Consider the following 16,943-nt stretch of genomic DNA (forward strand, 5'->3'; position numbering starts at 1 on the left):
CGAGGTCGGTGGTCGCCGTCACCACCGACCTCGACGAGGCGCTGCGCGGCGCCGACTTCGTGTTCTCGGCGATCCGCGTCGGCGGCCTCGCGGGCCGGGCGGCGGACGAGCGGGTGGCGCTCGCCGAGGGCGTGCTCGGCCAGGAGACGGTGGGCGCGGGCGGTATCGCGTACGGGCTGCGTACGGTCCCGGTCGCGACCGCGATCGCCCGGCGGGTGGCCGAACTGGCTCCGGACGCCTGGGTCATCAACTTCACCAACCCGGCGGGGCTCGTGACGGAAGCCATGTCGCGGGTGCTGGGCGACCGGGTGATCGGCATCTGCGACTCGCCCGTGGGCCTGGGCCGGCGCGTGACGCGGCTGCTGGGCGTGGACCCGGACGAGGCGTGGTTCGACTACGTGGGCCTGAACCACCTCGGCTGGCTGCGTGGCGTGCGGGTGGCCGGGCGGGACGTGCTGCCACGGCTGCTGGCGGACCCGCGGGCGCTGGGCTCGTTCGAAGAGGGCAAGCTTTTCGGTCCGGAGTGGCTGCGGTCGCTGGGCGCGGTTCCCAACGAGTACCTGCACTACTACTACTTCAACCGCGAGGCGGTACGGGGCTACCGGGAGGCCGGGCGGACGCGGGGGGCGTACCTTCAGGAGCAGCAGACCGGGTTTTACGGCGCCCCCTCTCTGGACACCTGGCACCGCACCCTCGCCGACCGGGAAGCCACCTACATGGCCGCCAACCGGGAGGCGGCGGGCGCCGGTGAGCGCACCGAGGAGGATCTGGAGCCGGGCGGTTACGAGAACGTCGCCCTCGCGCTGATGCGCGCCATCGCCCGCGACGAGCGGACCACCCTCATCCTCAACGTCCGCAACGGCACCACCCTGTCGGTGCTCGACGCCGACGCGGTCATCGAGGTGCCGTGCTTCGTCGACGCGAACGGCGCCCACCCGGTGTCGGTGGCGCCGCTCCCGTACCACGCGGTGGGGCTGGTGACGGCGGTCAAGGCGGTCGAGCGGGAAGTGATGGCGGCGGCGCGCGGCGGGTCCCGGTCGGCCGCCGTGAAGGCGTTCGCCCTGCACCCGCTCGTCGACTCGGTGCCGGTGGCGCGGCGCCTGCTGGACGCGTACGTCGAGGAGCACCCGGGCCTGGCGTATCTGGCGCCGCACTAGCCGACCGCGCTGTCCTTACGGTGCGCTGGAGGCGCCCCTACGGCTTGCGGGCGACGCCGGCGTAGCCGGGGATCGGGGCGTCGCCGGCGACCGGGATGACCTCGCCGAGCTCCGGGTGCCAGTCGGCCGTCAGGCTGATTCCGGGCTCGACGAGCTCCAGGCCCTCGAAGAACCGGGTGAACTCCTCGACGGAGCGCGGCCGCAGCGTCAGGCCACGGGCCTGGTACATGGCCCGTGCCTTCGCGGCGCCTGCCGGGTCGAAGTCGCCCGTCACCTGGGACAGCACCAGGTAGCTGCCGGACGGCAGTTGCTCGACGAGCCGGTGCAGCAGCTCGTAGGCGCCGTCTTCGTCGTCCACGAAGTGCAGCAGGGCGAGCAGGGACAGAGCGACCGGCCTGGTGAAGTCGAGGACGGCTCCAGTGGTCGGCTGGTTTTTTCGGGTACGGGACGGGTCAGGTGAGCAGGAAGTCGGCCTTGCCCGACTTGGCCCCCTGGATGAAGGCGGCGATCTCGCCATGGGTGTAGATCAGCGCGGGGCCGTCGGGGTCGGCGGACTGGCGGACCGCGACCCTGCCGTCGGCCAGCTTCATCGCCTCGACGCAGTTGCCCCCGTTGCCGCCGCTCCACGGCTTGTGCCACCCCTCGGCACCCAGCTCGGCGGCCGGCATGCCGTTGTATATGCGATCCATTCACAGCTCCTCGCGGAAATCCTTGAGGATCTCCTTCGTACGTTGCGCGGTGGCGGCCTGCGCCGCCATGCGGTCCATGACCTCGAGGTGCGTGGCCACCTCGGCGCGCGCGTCGAGGTAGACGGCGCCGGTCAGGTACTCGCTGTAGACCATGTCCGGGAGTTCCGGCACGGCGAAGCGGAAGAGGACGAACGGTCCGTACGTGCCGGGGTGGTGGCCCGTGGCGAACTCGGCGATCTGGAGGGTGACGTTCGGCAGTTCGGTGGCCTCCAGCAGCCGGCCGATCTGCGCCCGCATGAGGGCGGGGCCGCCGCCCACGGGACGGCGCAGCACCGTCTCGTCCATGACCACCCAGAATTTCGGCGCGTCCGCCCGGGTGAGGAGGGACTGCCGCTCCATGCGCAGCGCCACATGGCGCTCGATGTCGTCGTGCTTGACCTGCCCGACGGCCCCGCCGCGCAGGATGGCCCTGGCGTACTCCTCGGTCTGGAGGAGGCCGGGGACGAACTGCGGTTCGTAGGCCCGGATGACGCTGGCGGCGCCCTCCAGGCTGACGTACATGCTGAACCAGCTGGGCAGGACGTCGTGGAACCGCTGCCACCAGCCGGGCTTGTTGGCGTCCTCGGCCAGCCGCACGAAGCTGTCCGCCTCGTCGGCGGGAACCCCGTAGGCCTGGAGCAGCAGCTGAACGTAGGGGATCTTCAGCGCGACTTCCGCGGTCTCCATCCTGCGGATCGTGGCCGGGGCCACGCGGAGCACTTTGGCGGCCTCTTCCCGCTTGAGGCCGGCCCGCTCCCGCAGATCCTGCAGACGCTTGCCGAGTACGACCTGTCCCACGGTGGGGGCGGACCGCGGCTCGCTCACTTAAGACCTCCCCACGCGCTGTTTCGATGAGTGTGCCATGCGACGGCCAGAGAGAACACCGCACTCTGCAATTTTCAGAGTGCCACTTGCCAAGTGTCCGTGGCGGGAGGAAAGTATTGCGGTGAACCAGTTTGGTGAAACCAGTTCACTCGGCTGCCGCGCACTGCCCGGGAGAGGCGACGTACGGCGCCGTCCCCCCACGTAAGGAATCGGTCGTGGCTCCTGCTCATGCGCTCACCCCCCGGCTCATAGCCCAGCGACCGCCGATGTACGCCGATCTCCGCCGTTTCTCCTTCGAGCTTCCCGCACAGGCCGAATCCGTCGCCCGGGCCAGACACCTCGTGGAGGAGCGGCTCGTCCTGTGGAAGGTGGCGGGCGAGGTGTGCGAGGGGGTGACGCTGGTCGTCTCCGAGCTCGTCACCAACGCCGTGGTGCACACGGCCAGCCGCCGGGTGGTCTGCGAGCTGCGCGACCGCGGCGACCGGCTGCGCGTGGCGGTCCAGGACGAGGGGTGTCCGGCCACCGGTCCGCGGCTGCGGCGTGTCGCCCCCGAGGAGGGCGGCCGGGGACTGCTGCTGGTCGACGCGGTGAGCGACGCGTGGGGGGCGCACGGCGCGCGGCACGGAGCCGGGCGTGTGGTCTGGGCGGAGCTGGGCCACGGCCTGGTGGAGCCATGCTGAGGTCCATGGCCACGCTGCTGTCGGCGCGTGGCCAGCGGGGGCCGGAACGGGACGGGGCCCGGGGCGGGGGGACGCCGGGCGAGGTGCGCGGTGAGGTGCGGCTCGCACTGCCGCCGTCGCTCCCGGCCGCGCTGGGGTGCGACGCGGTGGGGGTGCCGGCGCGGCACGGGTTCCGGCTGCTGTCGCGGCTGCCGGGCAACGGCTGCGTCTTCGCCGACACCGACTGGTGGTGGTGGATCGTTCCGGCCGGCTCGGACGCCGACCTGCGCTGGCCGCTGCCCGCGTGTTACGCCGCCGGCGCGTACGTCCCCGACCGGCGGCCCCGGCTGATCCACCGACCGGGCACCACCTCCCCGTACACCCCGCCCATCCCGCTCTACCTCATGATCTGCCAGCTGACCGGTGTCGCTCCGGCCTGGACGGTGCCGGGCGTCGGCAGCCGGCTCTGAACGCACCGGCCCCCCTGCCCGCCGACGCGCCGGTGCGGCGGGAGCCGTGCCCCCGCCGCACCGGCTGATGCCGCCGTACGGCCGTCAGACGCCCGGCCTCGGGCCGCCGACGCCGACGGGCACGCCCTGGCCGATCGTCACGGTCACCGACGTCGTCCTGGGACTGCTCCGGTGGGTCTCGTGCAGGAGGCCCAGCGGATTGGTCGTCATCTCCAGCGTGTACTGCTGCGCCGGGAGGTTCATCAGTTCGCTCACGTCGAAGGACTGGCCCTCCAGCTCCTTGGCGTAGACGTCGGCCCAGCCCACGGAGATGCCCATCGTCAGGCTGGTCGCCTGGGCGTTGTGCGAGCAGGAGTTGTAGACGGGGTTGACGGGGAAGCCGGGGAGCGTGGAGTCCGCGATCTCCAGGTCCACCAGGCAGAACGCGACCTTCGGCGACTCTCGGACCACCTGGCCGCCGGAGTTGATGAGCCGGTAGCGGGAGATGCCCTCCATGTGGAAGTGCTTGTGCGCGTCGTGATAGGTCATCAGACCCACCGGTACCTCGTAGGAGGAGCCGTCCGACCGGGAGATCCGCTGGTAGGCGGGGATCACGTTGTTGCCGGGGGTGGCCGCTGCCGCCTCTTCCCTGGTGCGCCGTCCGGTGACGTGCAGGGCGCCGGAGCCGAGGTTCGCGGGCGCGCCGGTGAAGCGGAGCCAGGTGATCCCGGTATCGGGTTCACGGACGAGGTCGTTCTCGGCGAGCTTGTGCTGCAGCGGTTCGAGGGCGGGCAGTTGGTCCGTGGGGGTGTCGATGGTGTCGATGGTGTCGATGGCCGACGCCGGGCCGGGGCCGGTGGTCAGCAGCGCGGCGAGCGCCATGGCGGCCGCGACGATCCAGGCCCGGGACGGGCGTACAGGTCGTATGGTGCGTCTGGTGCCTTTCACGGGGATACCTCCTGATAGGTGGTGGGTTGTACCGGGTGTTCGGTGGGCTCGGGTTCCGGCAGGGTCAGTTCCCGTTCGCTGGCGGCCACCGCGGGCTCCTCGGCGGTCAGGTCCAGCCGGCGGGTCAGGGCGTAGTACAGGAGGCCCGATACGGCGAGCCCCACCACGAAGGCCACGTCCACCCCGCCGAGTGCCTCCGCGACGGGCCCGGTGAAGGGGCCCACCACCATGAACGGCACCATCAGGACCAGGCCCACCCCGTAGGCCAGCAGGCCGCGCCACGCCCAGGTGCCGTAGATGCCGTCCGGCCGGAGCAGGTGCGTGATGGCGTACCGGCCGCGCCGGACGGAGAAGTAGTCCACGAGGTTCACCGCGGTCCACGGGATCAGCAGGTAGAGCATGAGGAGCAGGGCGTTGCCCAGCGCCGTGGTGAAGTCGGCCGAGACGCTGAGGCCCACGGCGCACCAGACGGCGGCCAGGCCGCTGATCGTGAGCACCCGGGCCCGCCGCCCCGGCCGGAGCGGGCGGATGGAGTCGACGCCGGTGAGGACCGTCAGCATGCCGCTGTAGGCGTTGAGGCCCATGGTCGCGACCAGGGCCAGCACCGACAGCAGGGTCAGTACGGCGCCGAGGCCGGTCACCACCTGGTCCCCGGCCGTGCGGATGCCGGCCAGCGGGTCGTTCACGCCGAGGGTGCCGGCCATCCACGCGCCGATGGGGATGAGCCACATCGGCGAGCCGGCGGCGCCGCAGAACACCGAGGCGATGATGCGGGGCGTGGGGGTGTCACGGGGCAGGTAGCGCGAGTAGTCCGAGACGTACGGGGCGTAGGAGATGTTGTACCCGGCGGCGGCGGTGAACTGCACCATGAAGGCGACCGCCGTGAATCCGCCACCGCCGTCCGCGCCGTCACCGGCCGGGCCGGCCGCCTGACCGGTGAGGATTGCCGCCGAGAGCAGCAGCCAGCACGGGGCCGAGCACCAGAACAGCACCTGGAACGCCCGGTGCAGCCAGTCGTGCCCGTACACGGCGAGCGCCACCGCGATGAGGGTGATGCCGATCCCGACCACGGTCGCGTCCCAGCCGAAGACCGACTGGAGGCCGTTGCCGATGATGATGGTGTCGACGACGTTGAAGCCGACGAAGGTGAACAAGGTCGCCGCCAGCGGCACGATCACCCCGCGGTACCCGAACTGGCCACGGGACTGGATCATTTGCGGCAGCCCCAGCTGCGGGCCCTGGCTGGCGTGGAAGGCCATGAAGAACGTGCCCACCAGCAGTCCCAGCGCACTGGCCAGCACGGTCCATCCGACGGACAGGCCCAGTCCGGGGCCGATGAAGCCGAGCGAGAGCGTGAAGGGCTGGAAGTTGCCCTGGAACCAGAAGGGGCCCTGCTTCCACAGCTTTCCGTGCCGTTCGGAGAAGGGGACATGCTGGATGGACAGGGTCTCGATGACCTCGACGCCGGTGTGCGCGGCGAGGGGGCGCTTGAAGGGCTTGTCCGCCATGGACCCTCCCGTTGTCGGTGGTTCGCGGGCACCCGTGCCCGGAACCGGAAGCCAGAGTGTGCGGTCGCCGTGCGTCCAGCGGCAATTGTGCGGCGTTCAAAGCCGGTGCCGTCTCTTTGTGGGCCGCCACCATGCTGGAAGGGGGGCCGTGTGGGCTTGCGACTGCTCTACCTGTCGTGTCGGCCGCCTCGCAGGGGCGCGACCGGCAGGTGCGTGACGATGGTGCGTCGTTCGAAGACGACCCCTTCCGTTCTCCGGCGCCACCGTGCAGCATGTGCTCGATGACGGCGATGGCAGCAGCCCTCCGGGTCCACGACCTGGTGCGTTCGCCCGCCCTCCAGCTGCGGGTCCTGGCGGGTGAGGCGGGGCTCGGCCGGCCGGTGGCCTGGGCGCATGTGAGCGAGCTGGAGGACCCGACCCCGTGGCTCCTGGGTGCGGAGCTCATCATGACGACCGGGATCGCGGTACCCCGCAGTGCCGTCCGGCAGCGCGCGTACGTCGAGCGGCTCCACGCCGCGGGCGTGGCCGCCCTCGCGCTCTCCGCCCACCTCCACGTTCCCCCGCTGCGTCAGGCGTTCCTGGCGGCCGCCGAGGAACGGGCCCTGCCGGTGCTGGAGTTGCCCTTGCAGGTGCCCTTCATCGCCGTGGCGCAGGAGGTGGCGGCGGCCGCGCAGGCGGACGCGCGCAAGCGGCTGAGCGCGGAGCTGCAGGTCTTCGGTGCGCTGCGCTGGCTCGCCGCGGAGGACCTCACCGCCGCGGAGCTCTTCCGCCGCCTGGAGGGGCTGTCCGGCTACTCCCTCTTCCTCTGTACGCGGCACGGGAGCCCCCTGCTGCCGGGCGTGCCCGTACCGGGCAGCCGCCATGCGGCGCTTCTGCCGGACTCGCCCGACCCGGCCCCGGCCGTCCCCGGCGGCTACGTCCTGCCGGTACCCGCGCCGGGCGGGCCCGCCGGGTACCTGCTGGCCCTGGAGCGGCGGGGCGGCGGAGCGGGGCGGGGGGCGCGGCCGGCGGGACTCGGCGTCGTCCAGCACATCGCGACCGTCGCGGCACTCCAGCTGTCCATGGTCCGCCACGAACGCGAAACGCTGCGCCGCCAGGGGGCGGAGACCCTCGCCGAACTCGTACAGGAAGCCCTGGACCCGCAGTCCGCGCGCCGGCATCTGTCCCGGCTGGGGTTCGACGCGCGGGCGCCGGTGCTGCTGGCGGTGGTCGACGGCGAGGGGGAGGGTCCGCCGGACGACGCCGCGGTCGTACAGGCCCTGGACGGAGCGGCCGTACCGTACCTGGTGCTGCGCCGGCACGAGGGGTTGTACGTCCTCCTCGCCGACTCGCCGCCCGCCCTGGACGCCCTCGCGGCCCTGCCGCGCATCAGGGCCGGTGTCTCACGCCCCTTCACCGCCGGCGGCCCGCTCGGCGTGCCCCGGCGCGAAGCCTGCCTGGCGCTCGCCCGGGCGCGGTCGGCGGGCCGGCCGCTGGTCACGAGCGGCGACTGCGGCGACGACACGACGGACCGCTGGCTGCACGAGGACCCCTCCGTCCTGCACGCTCTGGTGGACCAGGTGCTCGGTGCGGCGCTGCGGTACGACACCGAGCACGGCGGCGCGCTGGTGCTGTCCGCCCTCACGTGGCTGGAGCGGGACAGGTCCACGGAGGAGGCGGCCCTTGCCCTGCACATCCACCCCAACACGCTGCTCTACCGCTTGCGCCGGTTCGCCGCGCTGAGCGGCAGGAACCTGTCGTCGACGGCGGACCTCACCGAGGTGTGGCTCGCTCTGCGGGCGGCCCGGAGCGCGGGCCTGCTGAGTTGAGGCGGGGGGCCGCCGGGGGGTGACAAGGGTTTTCCCCGTATCGGCGTCACCCCCGGTTTCCCTACTGTCTGCCGCACCGGCGGTTCTCGGCCACCTCACTGTCAGGTGCATGTAATTCGAGCTCCACCGGGACGGCCCCGCCCCAGGGGCCGTCGCGTCGGCGGCGGCGCAGCGGGTCCACCCCGGCCCAGGGGCCACGGACGGCCACCCCCACGGTCCGACCGCGGTCCCACGCGCCCGCCGCCCGTCGCGCCCCGCACCGTCAGCCGCTCCGGGAGCCGCCGGAGCTGCCCTGAAAGGGAACACCTTGAACGGTTCGAGACGGAGACTCATATCCGTCGTGGCGGCGAGCGCCACGATCATCGGCGTGAGCGCCACCTCCTCGGTGGCCCTCGCCGCGGAGGCCACCCCCGCCCCGAAGCCCGCCCCGGCTTCGCAGTCCATGGCCGCGCTGCCCAGCGCGCCCGTGGAGAAGGTGATCGTCACCTACAAGTCCCGTACCGCCGAGGCCACCTCGAACACCGCGGCCAAGAGCGACGCCGCGGCCAAGGGCGCCGAGACGGGTGAGAAGCTCGCCTTCGAGCGGCGGCTCGCGAGCGGCGCCGCGCTCGTCGACCTGGGTGCGCAGGCCACCAAGCAGGACGTCACGGAGGTCATGGCCGCCTTCCGCGCCGACCCGGAGGTCGCGTCCGTGGAGCCCGACATCCGCGCCTACGCGATGGCGGTCACCCCCAACGACACCGAGTACGCCAAGCAGTGGGACCTGTTCGAGCCGACCGGCGGCATGAACGTGCCCGGCGCCTGGGACAAGACCACCGGCAGCGGCGTCACCGTCGCCGTCATCGACACCGGTTACGCCGCGCACAGCGACCTGAGCGGCAACACCGTCTCGGGCTACGACTTCATCTCCAGCTCCGCCGACGCCCGCGACGGCAACGGCCGCGACGCCGACCCCACGGATGAGGGCGACTGGAACGCCACCGACGGCGAGTGCGGCACCGGCTCCCGGGCGAGCAACTCCTCCTGGCACGGCACGCACGTGGCCGGCACCATCGCGGCGACCACCCACAACGCCAAGGGCGTGGCGGGCGTCGCGTACGGGGCGAAGGTGCAGCACGTGCGGGTGCTCGGCAAGTGCGGCGGCTCCTCGTCGGACATCGCCGACGCGATCACCTGGGCGTCCGGCGGCAGCGTCCCCGGCATCGCGGCGAACCCCAACCCGGCCAAGATCATCAACATGAGCCTGGGCGGGGCCAGTTCGACCTGCCCCACCGTGTACAAGAACGCCATCGACGGGGCCGTCGCGCGCGGCACGACCGTCGTCGTCGCGGCCGGCAACAGCAACGCCAACGCCTCCGGGTTCACGCCCGCCAACTGCGCGAACGTCATCAACGTGGCGTCCACCAGCCGTGAGGGCAACCGTTCGTACTACTCGAACTACGGCACCATCATCGACGTCTCGGCGCCCGGCGGTGAGACCCGCCGCTCCACCGACACGCCCGGCACCGTCACCACCCCCGAGAACGGCATCCTCTCCACGCTGAACTCCGGCACCACCACCCAGTCACTGGAGAACTACAAGCCCTACCAGGGCACGTCGATGGCCGCCCCGCACATCGCCGGCCTCGCCGCGCTGCTGGAGTCGGCCAAGCCGACGCTGACGCCCGCCGAGATCGAGTCCGCGATCAAGGCCAACGCCCGCCCGCTGCCCGGCACCTGCTCCGGTGGCTGCGGTGCCGGTATCGCCGACGCGGCCAAGACGGTGAACGCCGTCACGGGCTCGCCCAGCACGGGCACCAGCTTCAGCAACGCCACCAACGTGACGATCTCGGACAACACCACCGTGACGTCCTCGATCTCCGTCACCGGGATCACCGGCAACGCCCCCGCCGCCCTCAAGGTCGACGTGGACATCAAGCACACCTGGCGCGGTGACCTGGTCGTCGACCTGGTCGCCCCGGACGGCACGGCGTACCGGCTGAAGAACTCCAGCTCCTCCGACTCGGCCGACAACGTCCTCGCCACCTACACGGTGGACGCCTCCGCCGAGACCGCGGCCGGCGTCTGGAAGCTCCAGGTCCGGGACGTGGCGTCGGGTGACACCGGCTACATCGACTCCTGGGGCCTGACCTTCTGATCCACCCGCAGAACGCGCGTCACCACAGGTCAGGGGCGTGCTCGCGGCGCAGTTCCGCGAGCACGCCCTGTTGTGTGTTCGTCCACATACCGGACGCGACACCTGGACTCCGGTGGCCGAGTTCGTATCCTGCGCTCGCGAGACAGATCGCGGGCAGGGGGTCCGCGCGCCGGAGGGTGGTGGTCGCGGATGAGGTCGGAGCCGTACCCAGCCACGCCGTGCGCCCCCACGGGGGCCGACCACCCCGCGCCGGTCGGACGCGCGGAGCTCCTCGCGCGGCTCGAACGCGTCCTCGGCACCCGGGGGCGCGCCCTGCTCACCGGGCCCGCCGGGGTCGGCAAGACCGAAGTCGCCCAGGCCGTGGCCGCCCAGGCCGCCGCGCGCGGTGAGACCGTCCTGTGGCTCGCCCCCCACCCCGCCGACCAGGACGTGGCCGGCGCGGCGGCCGCCGCGCTCATCGCCTCCGTGCCCCCCGTCGCGCTCGACGGTCTGCCGGGCCCGCAGCGGGCGGCCGTCGCGGTGCTCTGCCGCGAGGCCGCCGCGCGGGACGAGGGGCGCGACCCCATCGCCCTGCGGCTGGCCGTCGCGGGCATCCTGCGGACGCTGACCGAGCGGGCGCCCGTCCTCCTCGTCGTGGACGACGCCCAGCGCCTCGACACCGACAGCGCGGACCTGCTGCGGTTCGCCCTCCCCCTCGCGCCGCCCGCGCTGCGGGTCGTCGCGGTCGAGACGCCCGCACCGTACGGGCCGTCCGGCTCCGCCGAGGGTGCCAGCGGGGGTGCGCCCCTGCCGCTGTGGGTGGCCTCCGAGGCCGACGTCCTGCTCGTGCCGCCCCTCCACGCCGACGAGATGGCCGAGTTGCTCGTCCACCACCGGCTGCCGTCCCGGCTGGCGGGGCGCATCCACCGCGCGAGCGGCGGCAACCCGCGCCTCGCGCTCGCCGTCGGCCGGTCCCTGGCCGACGCCAGGACCCCGGTGCACCACGCCGAGGCGCTGCCGCTGTCCGGGCGGGCCCGGGACGTGGCGCGCGGGATGCTCGCGCCCGCCTCCCCCGCCGTACGGGCCACGCTGCTGCTCGCCGCCCTGGCGCTGCGCCCCACCAGCGCCCTGATCCGCCGCGCGGGGCGCCCGGCGGCCGAGGCGGAACTGGCCGCCGCCGAGCGCGCCGGCCTGATATCGCTCGCCGGGGACGGGACGGTGGCGTTCACGGCGGGGCTGCTGCCCTCCACGCTGGTCCACGACACCTCCTGGACCGAGCGCAGCGAGGGGCACGCCGCGCTCGCCGCGGTGGTGGACGACCCGGTGGAGGCGGTACGGCACCGGGCGCTGGCCAACGACGTGCCCGACGAGGCGCTGGCCGCCGAGGTGGCCGCCGCCGCGGACACGGCACGCCGGCGCGGCAACAGCGCGCTCGCCGCGGAGCTGGCGCTGCTGGCCGCCGAGACCACGCCCGCGAGCCTCGGCCGCCGCCGGCTGGAGCGGCTGGTGGACGCGGCGGAGGAGGCCGCGCGGGCCGCCCGCGCGGATCTCGCGATGCGCGCCGCGGGTGATCTGCTCGCCCGGGACGCGACACCCGCCGAGCGGGTACGCGCGCGGCTCGCCGTGCTGGACACGGCGGGGCAGGGGCTGACCGACCTCGACGAGATCTATGTGCACGCCATGGAGGACTCCGAGGGCGAGCCCGCCCTGCGGGCCGCGGTGCTGCTGCGGCTCGCGGTGAAGTACGTGCTCGCGGACGGCGATCCGGTACGGTCGCGGGCCGCAGCGGTGGAGTCGGCGGCGCTCGCCACGTCGGTGGGCGACCGGCACACGGCCGCGCAGGCGCTGACCCAGCAGGCCCGCATGGACCGGGTGCTCGGCTCGCCGGACGCCGAGCGGACGCTCGCCGGGGCCCGGGCGCTGGAGATGACCGACCGGCCGCTGGGGGTGCGTAACACCGCCCAGATTCTGACGATCCGTCACGCGCTGTTCGACGACCGGCTCGCCGAGGCCCGCGACCAGCTGTACGCGCTGCTGCCGCTGGTCGAGCGGCGCGGCCCGGTCGAGGACGCCATCGAACTGTTCCGTACCCTCGCCGAGGTCGAGACCCGGCGCGGCCAGTGCGCGGCCGCCCTCGCGCACGCCGGGCGGTCGCTCGCCCTGACGCTGGAGGCGGGCCTGTCGCCGGGCCCCGCCTGGTACGCGCTGGCGCTGGCCGAGACCGCGGGCGGCAGCTTCGCGCGGGCCGCCGGGTACGCGCGGCGCAGCGTCCGGGCGTCGCAGGAGGAGGGCGACCACGTCTTCCTCTCGCGGAGCCTGTACGCGCTGGGGCGGGTCCAGCTGGTCACCGGGGACGTGGCGGGCGCGCTGGAGACGCTGCGCCGGGTGCGGGACGGCGAGAACGCCCAGTGCGCGGTCGACCCGTCGATGCTGCGCTGGCACGAGGAGCTGGCCGAGGCGCTGCTCGCGAACGACGCCCTGGAGGAGGCGCAGGCGCTGCTCGCCGATGTCGGGCCGGTCGCGGAACGCCTCGGCCGCGGCACCGTGCTGCTGGGCTGCGACCGGGTGTACGCGCTGTGCCTGGCGGCGGCCGGGAAGACCGACGAGGCGGTCGCCCTGCTGGTGGAGACGGCCGACCGGTTCGCCGGGCACGGGCTGGTGCTGGAGCAGGGGCGCTGCCTGATCGCCCTGGCGCGGGTCGAGCGCCGCCGGCGCAGGCGATCGGCCGCGAGCGCGGCGATGCAGGCGGCCGCGGCCGTCTTCGAGCGGGCGGGCGCCGCTCCGTGGCTGGGCCTGACCGTGGAGAGCCCCTCCCCCGCCGACGCCGCCCCGGCGTCCGGCGCGGGAAGCGCCCTGTCCCGGCTCACCGACGCGGAGCTGCGGCTCGCCCGGCTGGTCGGGGAGGGCGCGAGCAACCACGAGGCGGCCGCCCGGCTCTACCTGAGCGTGAAGACGGTGGAGGCCCGCCTGACCCGCATCTACCAGAAGCTGGACGTCCGCTCCCGCGCCCAGCTGGCCACCGCCCTCAACGGCTCCGCGTCGCCACCGCGGTGACCGCCGGGTCCCGCACTTCCATTGACGGTTGACGGAAGTGTGCAGGAGCCTTCCGGGAGCCGGTGAAACCGGGACCGTGATGAGGGAGAGCTCCATGAAGGTGCGGAACTTACGAAGAGCGGTGTGCGCCGCGGCGGCAGCGGCACTGCTGGTGGCCGGGGCCGCCCCCGCCGGGCACGCGGCCGACGGCCCGGTGCTGCGGGAGCTGGCCGCCGCGAAGGGCGTCTATTACGGGACGGCCGTCACCGCGAGCAAGCTGTCCGGCGCCTACGCCTCCCTGGCGGGTGGGCAGTTCGGGTCCATCACGCCGGGCAACGAGATGAAGTGGGGGTCCGTCGAGCCGGCGCGCGGCTCCTACGACTGGTCCGGCGCGGACGCCGTCGTGGACTTCGCCGAGGCGCACGGGCAGCAGGTCCGGGGCCACACCCTCGTCTGGCACAGTCAGTTGCCCGGCTGGGTGAGCGGCGGAAGCTGGACCGCCGACGCGCTGCGCACGGTGATGACCGGCCACATCGCCACCGAGGCCGGCCGCTACCAGGGCCGGATCGACCACTGGGACGTAGTCAACGAGCCGTTCGACGAGGACGGCACACGGCGCCCTTCGGTCTTCCAGACGGTCATCGGCGACGGGTACATCGAGGACGCGCTGCGGGCGGCGCGGGCGGCGGACCCGGCGGCGAAGCTGTACCTGAACGACTACAACATCGAGGGCGTCAACGCCAAGAGCGACGCCATGTACGAGCTGGTGAAGTCCCTGAAGGCGCGGGGCGTTCCGCTCGACGGCGTCGGCCTCCAGGCCCACCTCATCGTGGGCCAGGTCCCCGCCACGCTGCGCGCCAACCTCCAGCGGTTCGCCGACCTGGGGGTGGACGTGGCCATCACGGAGCTCGACATCCGGATGCCCCTTCCCGCCACGGACGCGAAGCTGGCCCAGCAGAAGGCGGACTACAAGGCGGTCACCCAGGCCTGCCTGGCGGTGGCGCGCTGCGCGGGCGTGACCGTGTGGGGCTTCACCGACGCCGACTCGTGGATTCCGGACGTCTTCCCGGGACAGGGGGCGGCCACTCCGTACGACGAGGGCTTGCGGCCCAAGCCGGCGTACTTCGGCATCGCGGAGGCGCTGGGGTGGAGCGGCGGCACCGGCCCGGTGACCGGCTGCGCGGTCACGTACACCGTGCAGAACCAGTGGAGCACCGGTTTCACCGCGCAGGTGACGGTACGCAACACGGGCTCGGCCACCATCCCGGGCTGGCGGCTGGGCTGGAGCTGGCCGTCGTCCGGGCAGCGCGTCACCCAGGCGTGGAACGCCACCGTGACCCAGTCCGGTACGGCGGTCACGGCGGCGAACGCCTCGTACAACGGGACGATCGCGCCGGGCTCGGCGGTCGGTTTCGGCGTCAACGGCACATGGTCGGGGTCGAACCCGGCGCCGGCCGGCTTCACCCTGAACGGCGCCGCCTGCTCGGCATAAGCTGAAACCGCAGTCACTCCTATGGCAGGAGGCGTCATGACATTCGTCCAGATCATCGACTGCAAGACCGACCGGCTCGATGAGATGAACCGGCTGATGGACCGCTGGGTGGAAGCCACCCAGGGTAAGCGGACCGCCACGCATTCGATGGTGGGCCGGGACCGCGCGGACTCCACGCATGTGGTGGAGATCGTGGAGTTTCCTTCGTACGAGGAGGCGATGGAGAACTCGAAACTGCCCGAGACCAACCGGATCTTCCAGGAGTTGACGGCTCTGTGCGACGGCGAGCCCACGTTCACGGACGTGGACGTCCTGCGGGACGAGCAGCTCAACAAGATCGTCGTGCGTCGCTTCGTCGATGAAGTGATCGACAAGGGGAACGTGAACGCGGCCGACGAGCTGTGCACCGCCGACTACCGTGAGCACGATCCGGGCCTGTCGACGTACGACGCGGACCTGGAGCGGTCCAAAGCGGAGAACAAGGAGATCATCGACGCGTTCCAGCCGACGTGCACCATTGACACCCTGATCGCCGAGGGCGACACGGTGTGCCTGCGGATGTCGTTCAGGGGCCGCCACGTCGGCGCGTTCAAGGGCATGGAGCCCACCCACCGGGACGTCTCCGGGACCGGCCACGCGACCTTCCGCTGCGAGGGCGGGAAGATCGCCGAGAGCTGGTGGAACCTGGACGACCTGGGCCTGATGCGCCAGTTGGGCGTCGTGGAGGTCTGACCGGTACTTCCTCCACCCCCTTTTCCAACCCTTGTCGGAGGCGTCGGGCACACCGTAGCCTGGCGCCTCGCCACGGGCCCGAGGGGTGGAGGGGGAAGTCCGGTGAAGCGCACGTCCCGGGACATACGCACCGCGAACCGGTACCACGTCCTGCGGGAGATCATCGCCCGGTCGCCGACCTCGCGGCAGGAGCTGGCGACGGCCACGGGCCTGAGTATGGCGACCGTGGCGACGCTCGTCGGTGAGCTGCTGGAACTCGGCATGCTCACCGAGGTCGGGTTCGAGGACTCCGCCGGCGGGCGGCCCCGGGGGCTGATCGCCGTCAACGTGGCCGGGGGCACGTTGATCGGCGTCGACATCGCGGAGACATACGTCCGCGCCGAGCTGTTCGACCTGGGGCTGAACGTGCTGGCGCGGGCGGAGGAGGAGGTACGCCCCGGCGCGCGCACCCCGCCCGAGGTGGTCGCCCAGGTGGCGGCGGCCGTCGCTCGCGTGGTCGCCGGGGCCGGGGTGGACGGCGCCCGGGTGCTGGGCGCGGGGATCAGCATGCCAGGGCAGGTGGACCGGGAGAGCGGGGTCCTGGTGTACGCGCCGAACTGGGACTGGCACGACGTGCCGCTGCTCGGCCTGCTGTCCGGCTCCGTCCCGTACCCGCTGCACCTGGACAATCCGCTGCACGCCTGCACGGCGGCCGAGCTGTGGTTCGGCGCGGCGCGGGGCAGGGACGACGCGGTGGTGGTCAACCTCGGTACGGGGGTGGGTGCGGGGTTCGCGCTGGGCGGCACGCTGCACCGGGGCGTGAGCAACAGCGCGGGCGAGTGGGGGCACACCACGCTCGTGCTGGACGGCCGGCTGTGCCACTGCGGCGACCATGGGTGCGTGGAGGCGTATGTGGGCGCGCCCGGCATCATGCTGAACCTGCGGGAGCTGAGCCCGGACAGCGCCCTGCTGCACCCCGGGGACCAGACGGCGACGATCGAGGCGCTGGGGCGGGCCGTCGCCGAGGGCGATCCGGTGGCGGTCACGGTGGTGCGCACCACCGCCCGCTGTCTGGGCGCGGCCATCGCGGGCCTGGTGAACCTCCTCAATCCGCAGGTCATCGTGCTGAGCAGCTGGGTCGCGGCCACACTGGGCGAGCCGCTGCTCGCCGGGGTGCGCGAGGCGGTGGCCCGGCACGCGCTGAGGCGGCCGCTGTCCGCCACGGAGATCGTGCTGTCGCCGATCCCCACCGATCCGGTGTGCCTCGGCGCGGCGACCTTCGCGCTGGAGGGGGCGCTCGCCCGGAGTACCGCCGTGGCGAAGAGCCGGATCACCGCCGGTCTCTGACGAGCCCTCAGGCGGTACCCGGCTTCGCCTCCGTCCGGCATGCCGAACGCTTCACAACATTTCGAACGGAGTTTGTCTGACCCCTTGCCGAAGGGGTGGGCGAAGGTTAGCGTCCCGCTCCGCACCACCACATCCGAGCCGTTTCGAGACAAGGGACGTCCG

14 protein-coding genes are annotated in these 16,943 nt (G+C 72.9%); 9 read left to right on the top strand and 5 right to left on the bottom strand.

The genetic code is table 11. The features are described from left to right. The coding region (locus tag QWM81_RS26965; RefSeq protein ID WP_290114986.1) for a 6-phospho-beta-glucosidase at positions 1–1,157 on the top strand (1,157 nt) is incomplete at its 5' end. A 37-nt stretch (positions 1,158–1,194) separates the two neighbouring features. Here QWM81_RS26965 and QWM81_RS26970 read toward each other — a convergent pair. The 3 genes from QWM81_RS26970 to QWM81_RS26980 are packed head-to-tail and all read right to left on the bottom strand — an operon-like array spanning position 1,195 to position 2,710. Continuing rightward, positions 1,195–1,674 carry an SAM-dependent methyltransferase gene (locus tag QWM81_RS26970; RefSeq protein WP_290114987.1) on the bottom strand — a complete coding sequence of 160 codons (480 nt, stop codon included), beginning with the start codon at positions 1,672–1,674 and terminating at the stop codon, positions 1,195–1,197. Further along, positions 1,610–1,846, bottom strand: coding sequence for a DUF397 domain-containing protein (locus QWM81_RS26975; RefSeq protein WP_290114988.1), 237 nt, complete (start codon positions 1,844–1,846; stop codon positions 1,610–1,612). Before QWM81_RS26975 ends, QWM81_RS26970 begins: the two co-directional genes overlap by 65 nt. Then, positions 1,847–2,710, bottom strand: a complete 864-nt coding sequence (locus QWM81_RS26980; RefSeq protein ID WP_290114989.1) for a Sco1979 family transcriptional regulator — start codon at positions 2,708–2,710, stop codon at positions 1,847–1,849. 215 nt (positions 2,711–2,925) lie between these two features. Between QWM81_RS26980 and QWM81_RS26985 the strand changes: the two genes are divergently transcribed. Continuing rightward, the gene (locus QWM81_RS26985) at positions 2,926–3,390 is read left to right on the top strand and encodes an ATP-binding protein (protein ID WP_435372463.1); all 465 of its coding nucleotides are present in this window, start codon (positions 2,926–2,928) and stop codon (positions 3,388–3,390) included. Beyond that, a complete protein-coding gene (locus QWM81_RS26990; protein WP_290114990.1) occupies positions 3,384–3,839 on the top strand; it encodes a hypothetical protein in 456 nt (151 codons plus the stop codon). Before QWM81_RS26985 ends, QWM81_RS26990 begins: the two co-directional genes overlap by 7 nt. 84 nt (positions 3,840–3,923) lie before the next feature. Here QWM81_RS26990 and QWM81_RS26995 read toward each other — a convergent pair whose 3' ends face one another. Beyond that, positions 3,924–4,766 carry a lysyl oxidase family protein gene (locus QWM81_RS26995; protein WP_290114991.1) on the bottom strand — a complete coding sequence of 281 codons (843 nt, stop codon included), beginning with the start codon at positions 4,764–4,766 and terminating at the stop codon, positions 3,924–3,926. Continuing rightward, on the bottom strand, positions 4,763–6,274 hold the full coding sequence (locus QWM81_RS27000; RefSeq protein WP_290114992.1) for a purine-cytosine permease family protein: 1,512 nt from the start codon (positions 6,272–6,274) through the stop codon (positions 4,763–4,765). The genes QWM81_RS26995 and QWM81_RS27000 overlap by 4 nt, the downstream gene beginning before the upstream one ends. A 290-nt stretch (positions 6,275–6,564) precedes the next feature. On the opposite strand from QWM81_RS27000, the gene QWM81_RS27005 reads away from it, so the two are divergent. The 6 genes from QWM81_RS27005 to QWM81_RS27030 all read left to right on the top strand — a co-directional run bounded on the left by QWM81_RS27005 (position 6,565) and on the right by QWM81_RS27030 (position 16,781). Next, complete coding sequence (locus QWM81_RS27005; protein ID WP_290114993.1) at positions 6,565–8,082, top strand: PucR family transcriptional regulator; 1,518 nt, start codon at positions 6,565–6,567, stop codon at positions 8,080–8,082. A 442-nt stretch (positions 8,083–8,524) separates the two neighbouring features. Next, on the top strand, positions 8,525–10,219 hold the full coding sequence (locus QWM81_RS27010) for a S8 family peptidase (RefSeq protein WP_290115017.1): 1,695 nt from the start codon (positions 8,525–8,527) through the stop codon (positions 10,217–10,219). Between the two features lie 189 nt (positions 10,220–10,408). Continuing rightward, positions 10,409–13,252: a helix-turn-helix transcriptional regulator gene (locus QWM81_RS27015; RefSeq protein ID WP_290114994.1), complete on the top strand. Its 2,844-nt coding sequence runs from the start codon at positions 10,409–10,411 to the stop codon at positions 13,250–13,252. 94 nt (positions 13,253–13,346) lie between these two features. Then, a complete protein-coding gene (locus QWM81_RS27020) occupies positions 13,347–14,723 on the top strand; it encodes a glycoside hydrolase family 10 protein (protein ID WP_290114995.1) in 1,377 nt (458 codons plus the stop codon). Positions 14,724–14,759: 36 nt separating this feature from the next. After that, positions 14,760–15,455, top strand: a complete 696-nt coding sequence (locus QWM81_RS27025; RefSeq protein WP_290114996.1) for an ester cyclase — start codon at positions 14,760–14,762, stop codon at positions 15,453–15,455. A 102-nt stretch (positions 15,456–15,557) separates the two neighbouring features. Beyond that, positions 15,558–16,781, top strand: coding sequence for an ROK family transcriptional regulator (locus QWM81_RS27030; RefSeq protein WP_290114997.1), 1,224 nt, complete (start codon positions 15,558–15,560; stop codon positions 16,779–16,781). The last annotated feature ends 162 nt before the right edge of the window (positions 16,782–16,943 follow it).

The sequence above is a fragment of the Streptomyces ficellus genome, assembly GCF_030406405.1.
GTDB lineage: Bacteria > Actinomycetota > Actinomycetes > Streptomycetales > Streptomycetaceae > Streptomyces > Streptomyces ficellus_B.

Coding starts and splice junctions, on each gene's coding strand:
- QWM81_RS26970 (WP_290114987.1), bottom strand. CDS start 1,674: ATGGCGAGATCGCCGCCTTCATCCAGGGGGCCAAGTCGGGCAAGGCCG.
- QWM81_RS26975 (WP_290114988.1), bottom strand. CDS start 1,846: ATGGATCGCATATACAACGGCATGCCGGCCGCCGAGCTGGGTGCCGAG.
- QWM81_RS26990 (WP_290114990.1), top strand. CDS start 3,384: ATGCTGAGGTCCATGGCCACGCTGCTGTCGGCGCGTGGCCAGCGGGGG.
- QWM81_RS27000 (WP_290114992.1), bottom strand. CDS start 6,274: ATGGCGGACAAGCCCTTCAAGCGCCCCCTCGCCGCGCACACCGGCGTC.
- QWM81_RS27005 (WP_290114993.1), top strand. CDS start 6,565: ATGGCAGCAGCCCTCCGGGTCCACGACCTGGTGCGTTCGCCCGCCCTC.
- QWM81_RS27010 (WP_290115017.1), top strand. CDS start 8,525: ATGGCCGCGCTGCCCAGCGCGCCCGTGGAGAAGGTGATCGTCACCTAC.
- QWM81_RS27015 (WP_290114994.1), top strand. CDS start 10,409: ATGAGGTCGGAGCCGTACCCAGCCACGCCGTGCGCCCCCACGGGGGCC.
- QWM81_RS27020 (WP_290114995.1), top strand. CDS start 13,347: ATGAAGGTGCGGAACTTACGAAGAGCGGTGTGCGCCGCGGCGGCAGCG.
- QWM81_RS27025 (WP_290114996.1), top strand. CDS start 14,760: ATGACATTCGTCCAGATCATCGACTGCAAGACCGACCGGCTCGATGAG.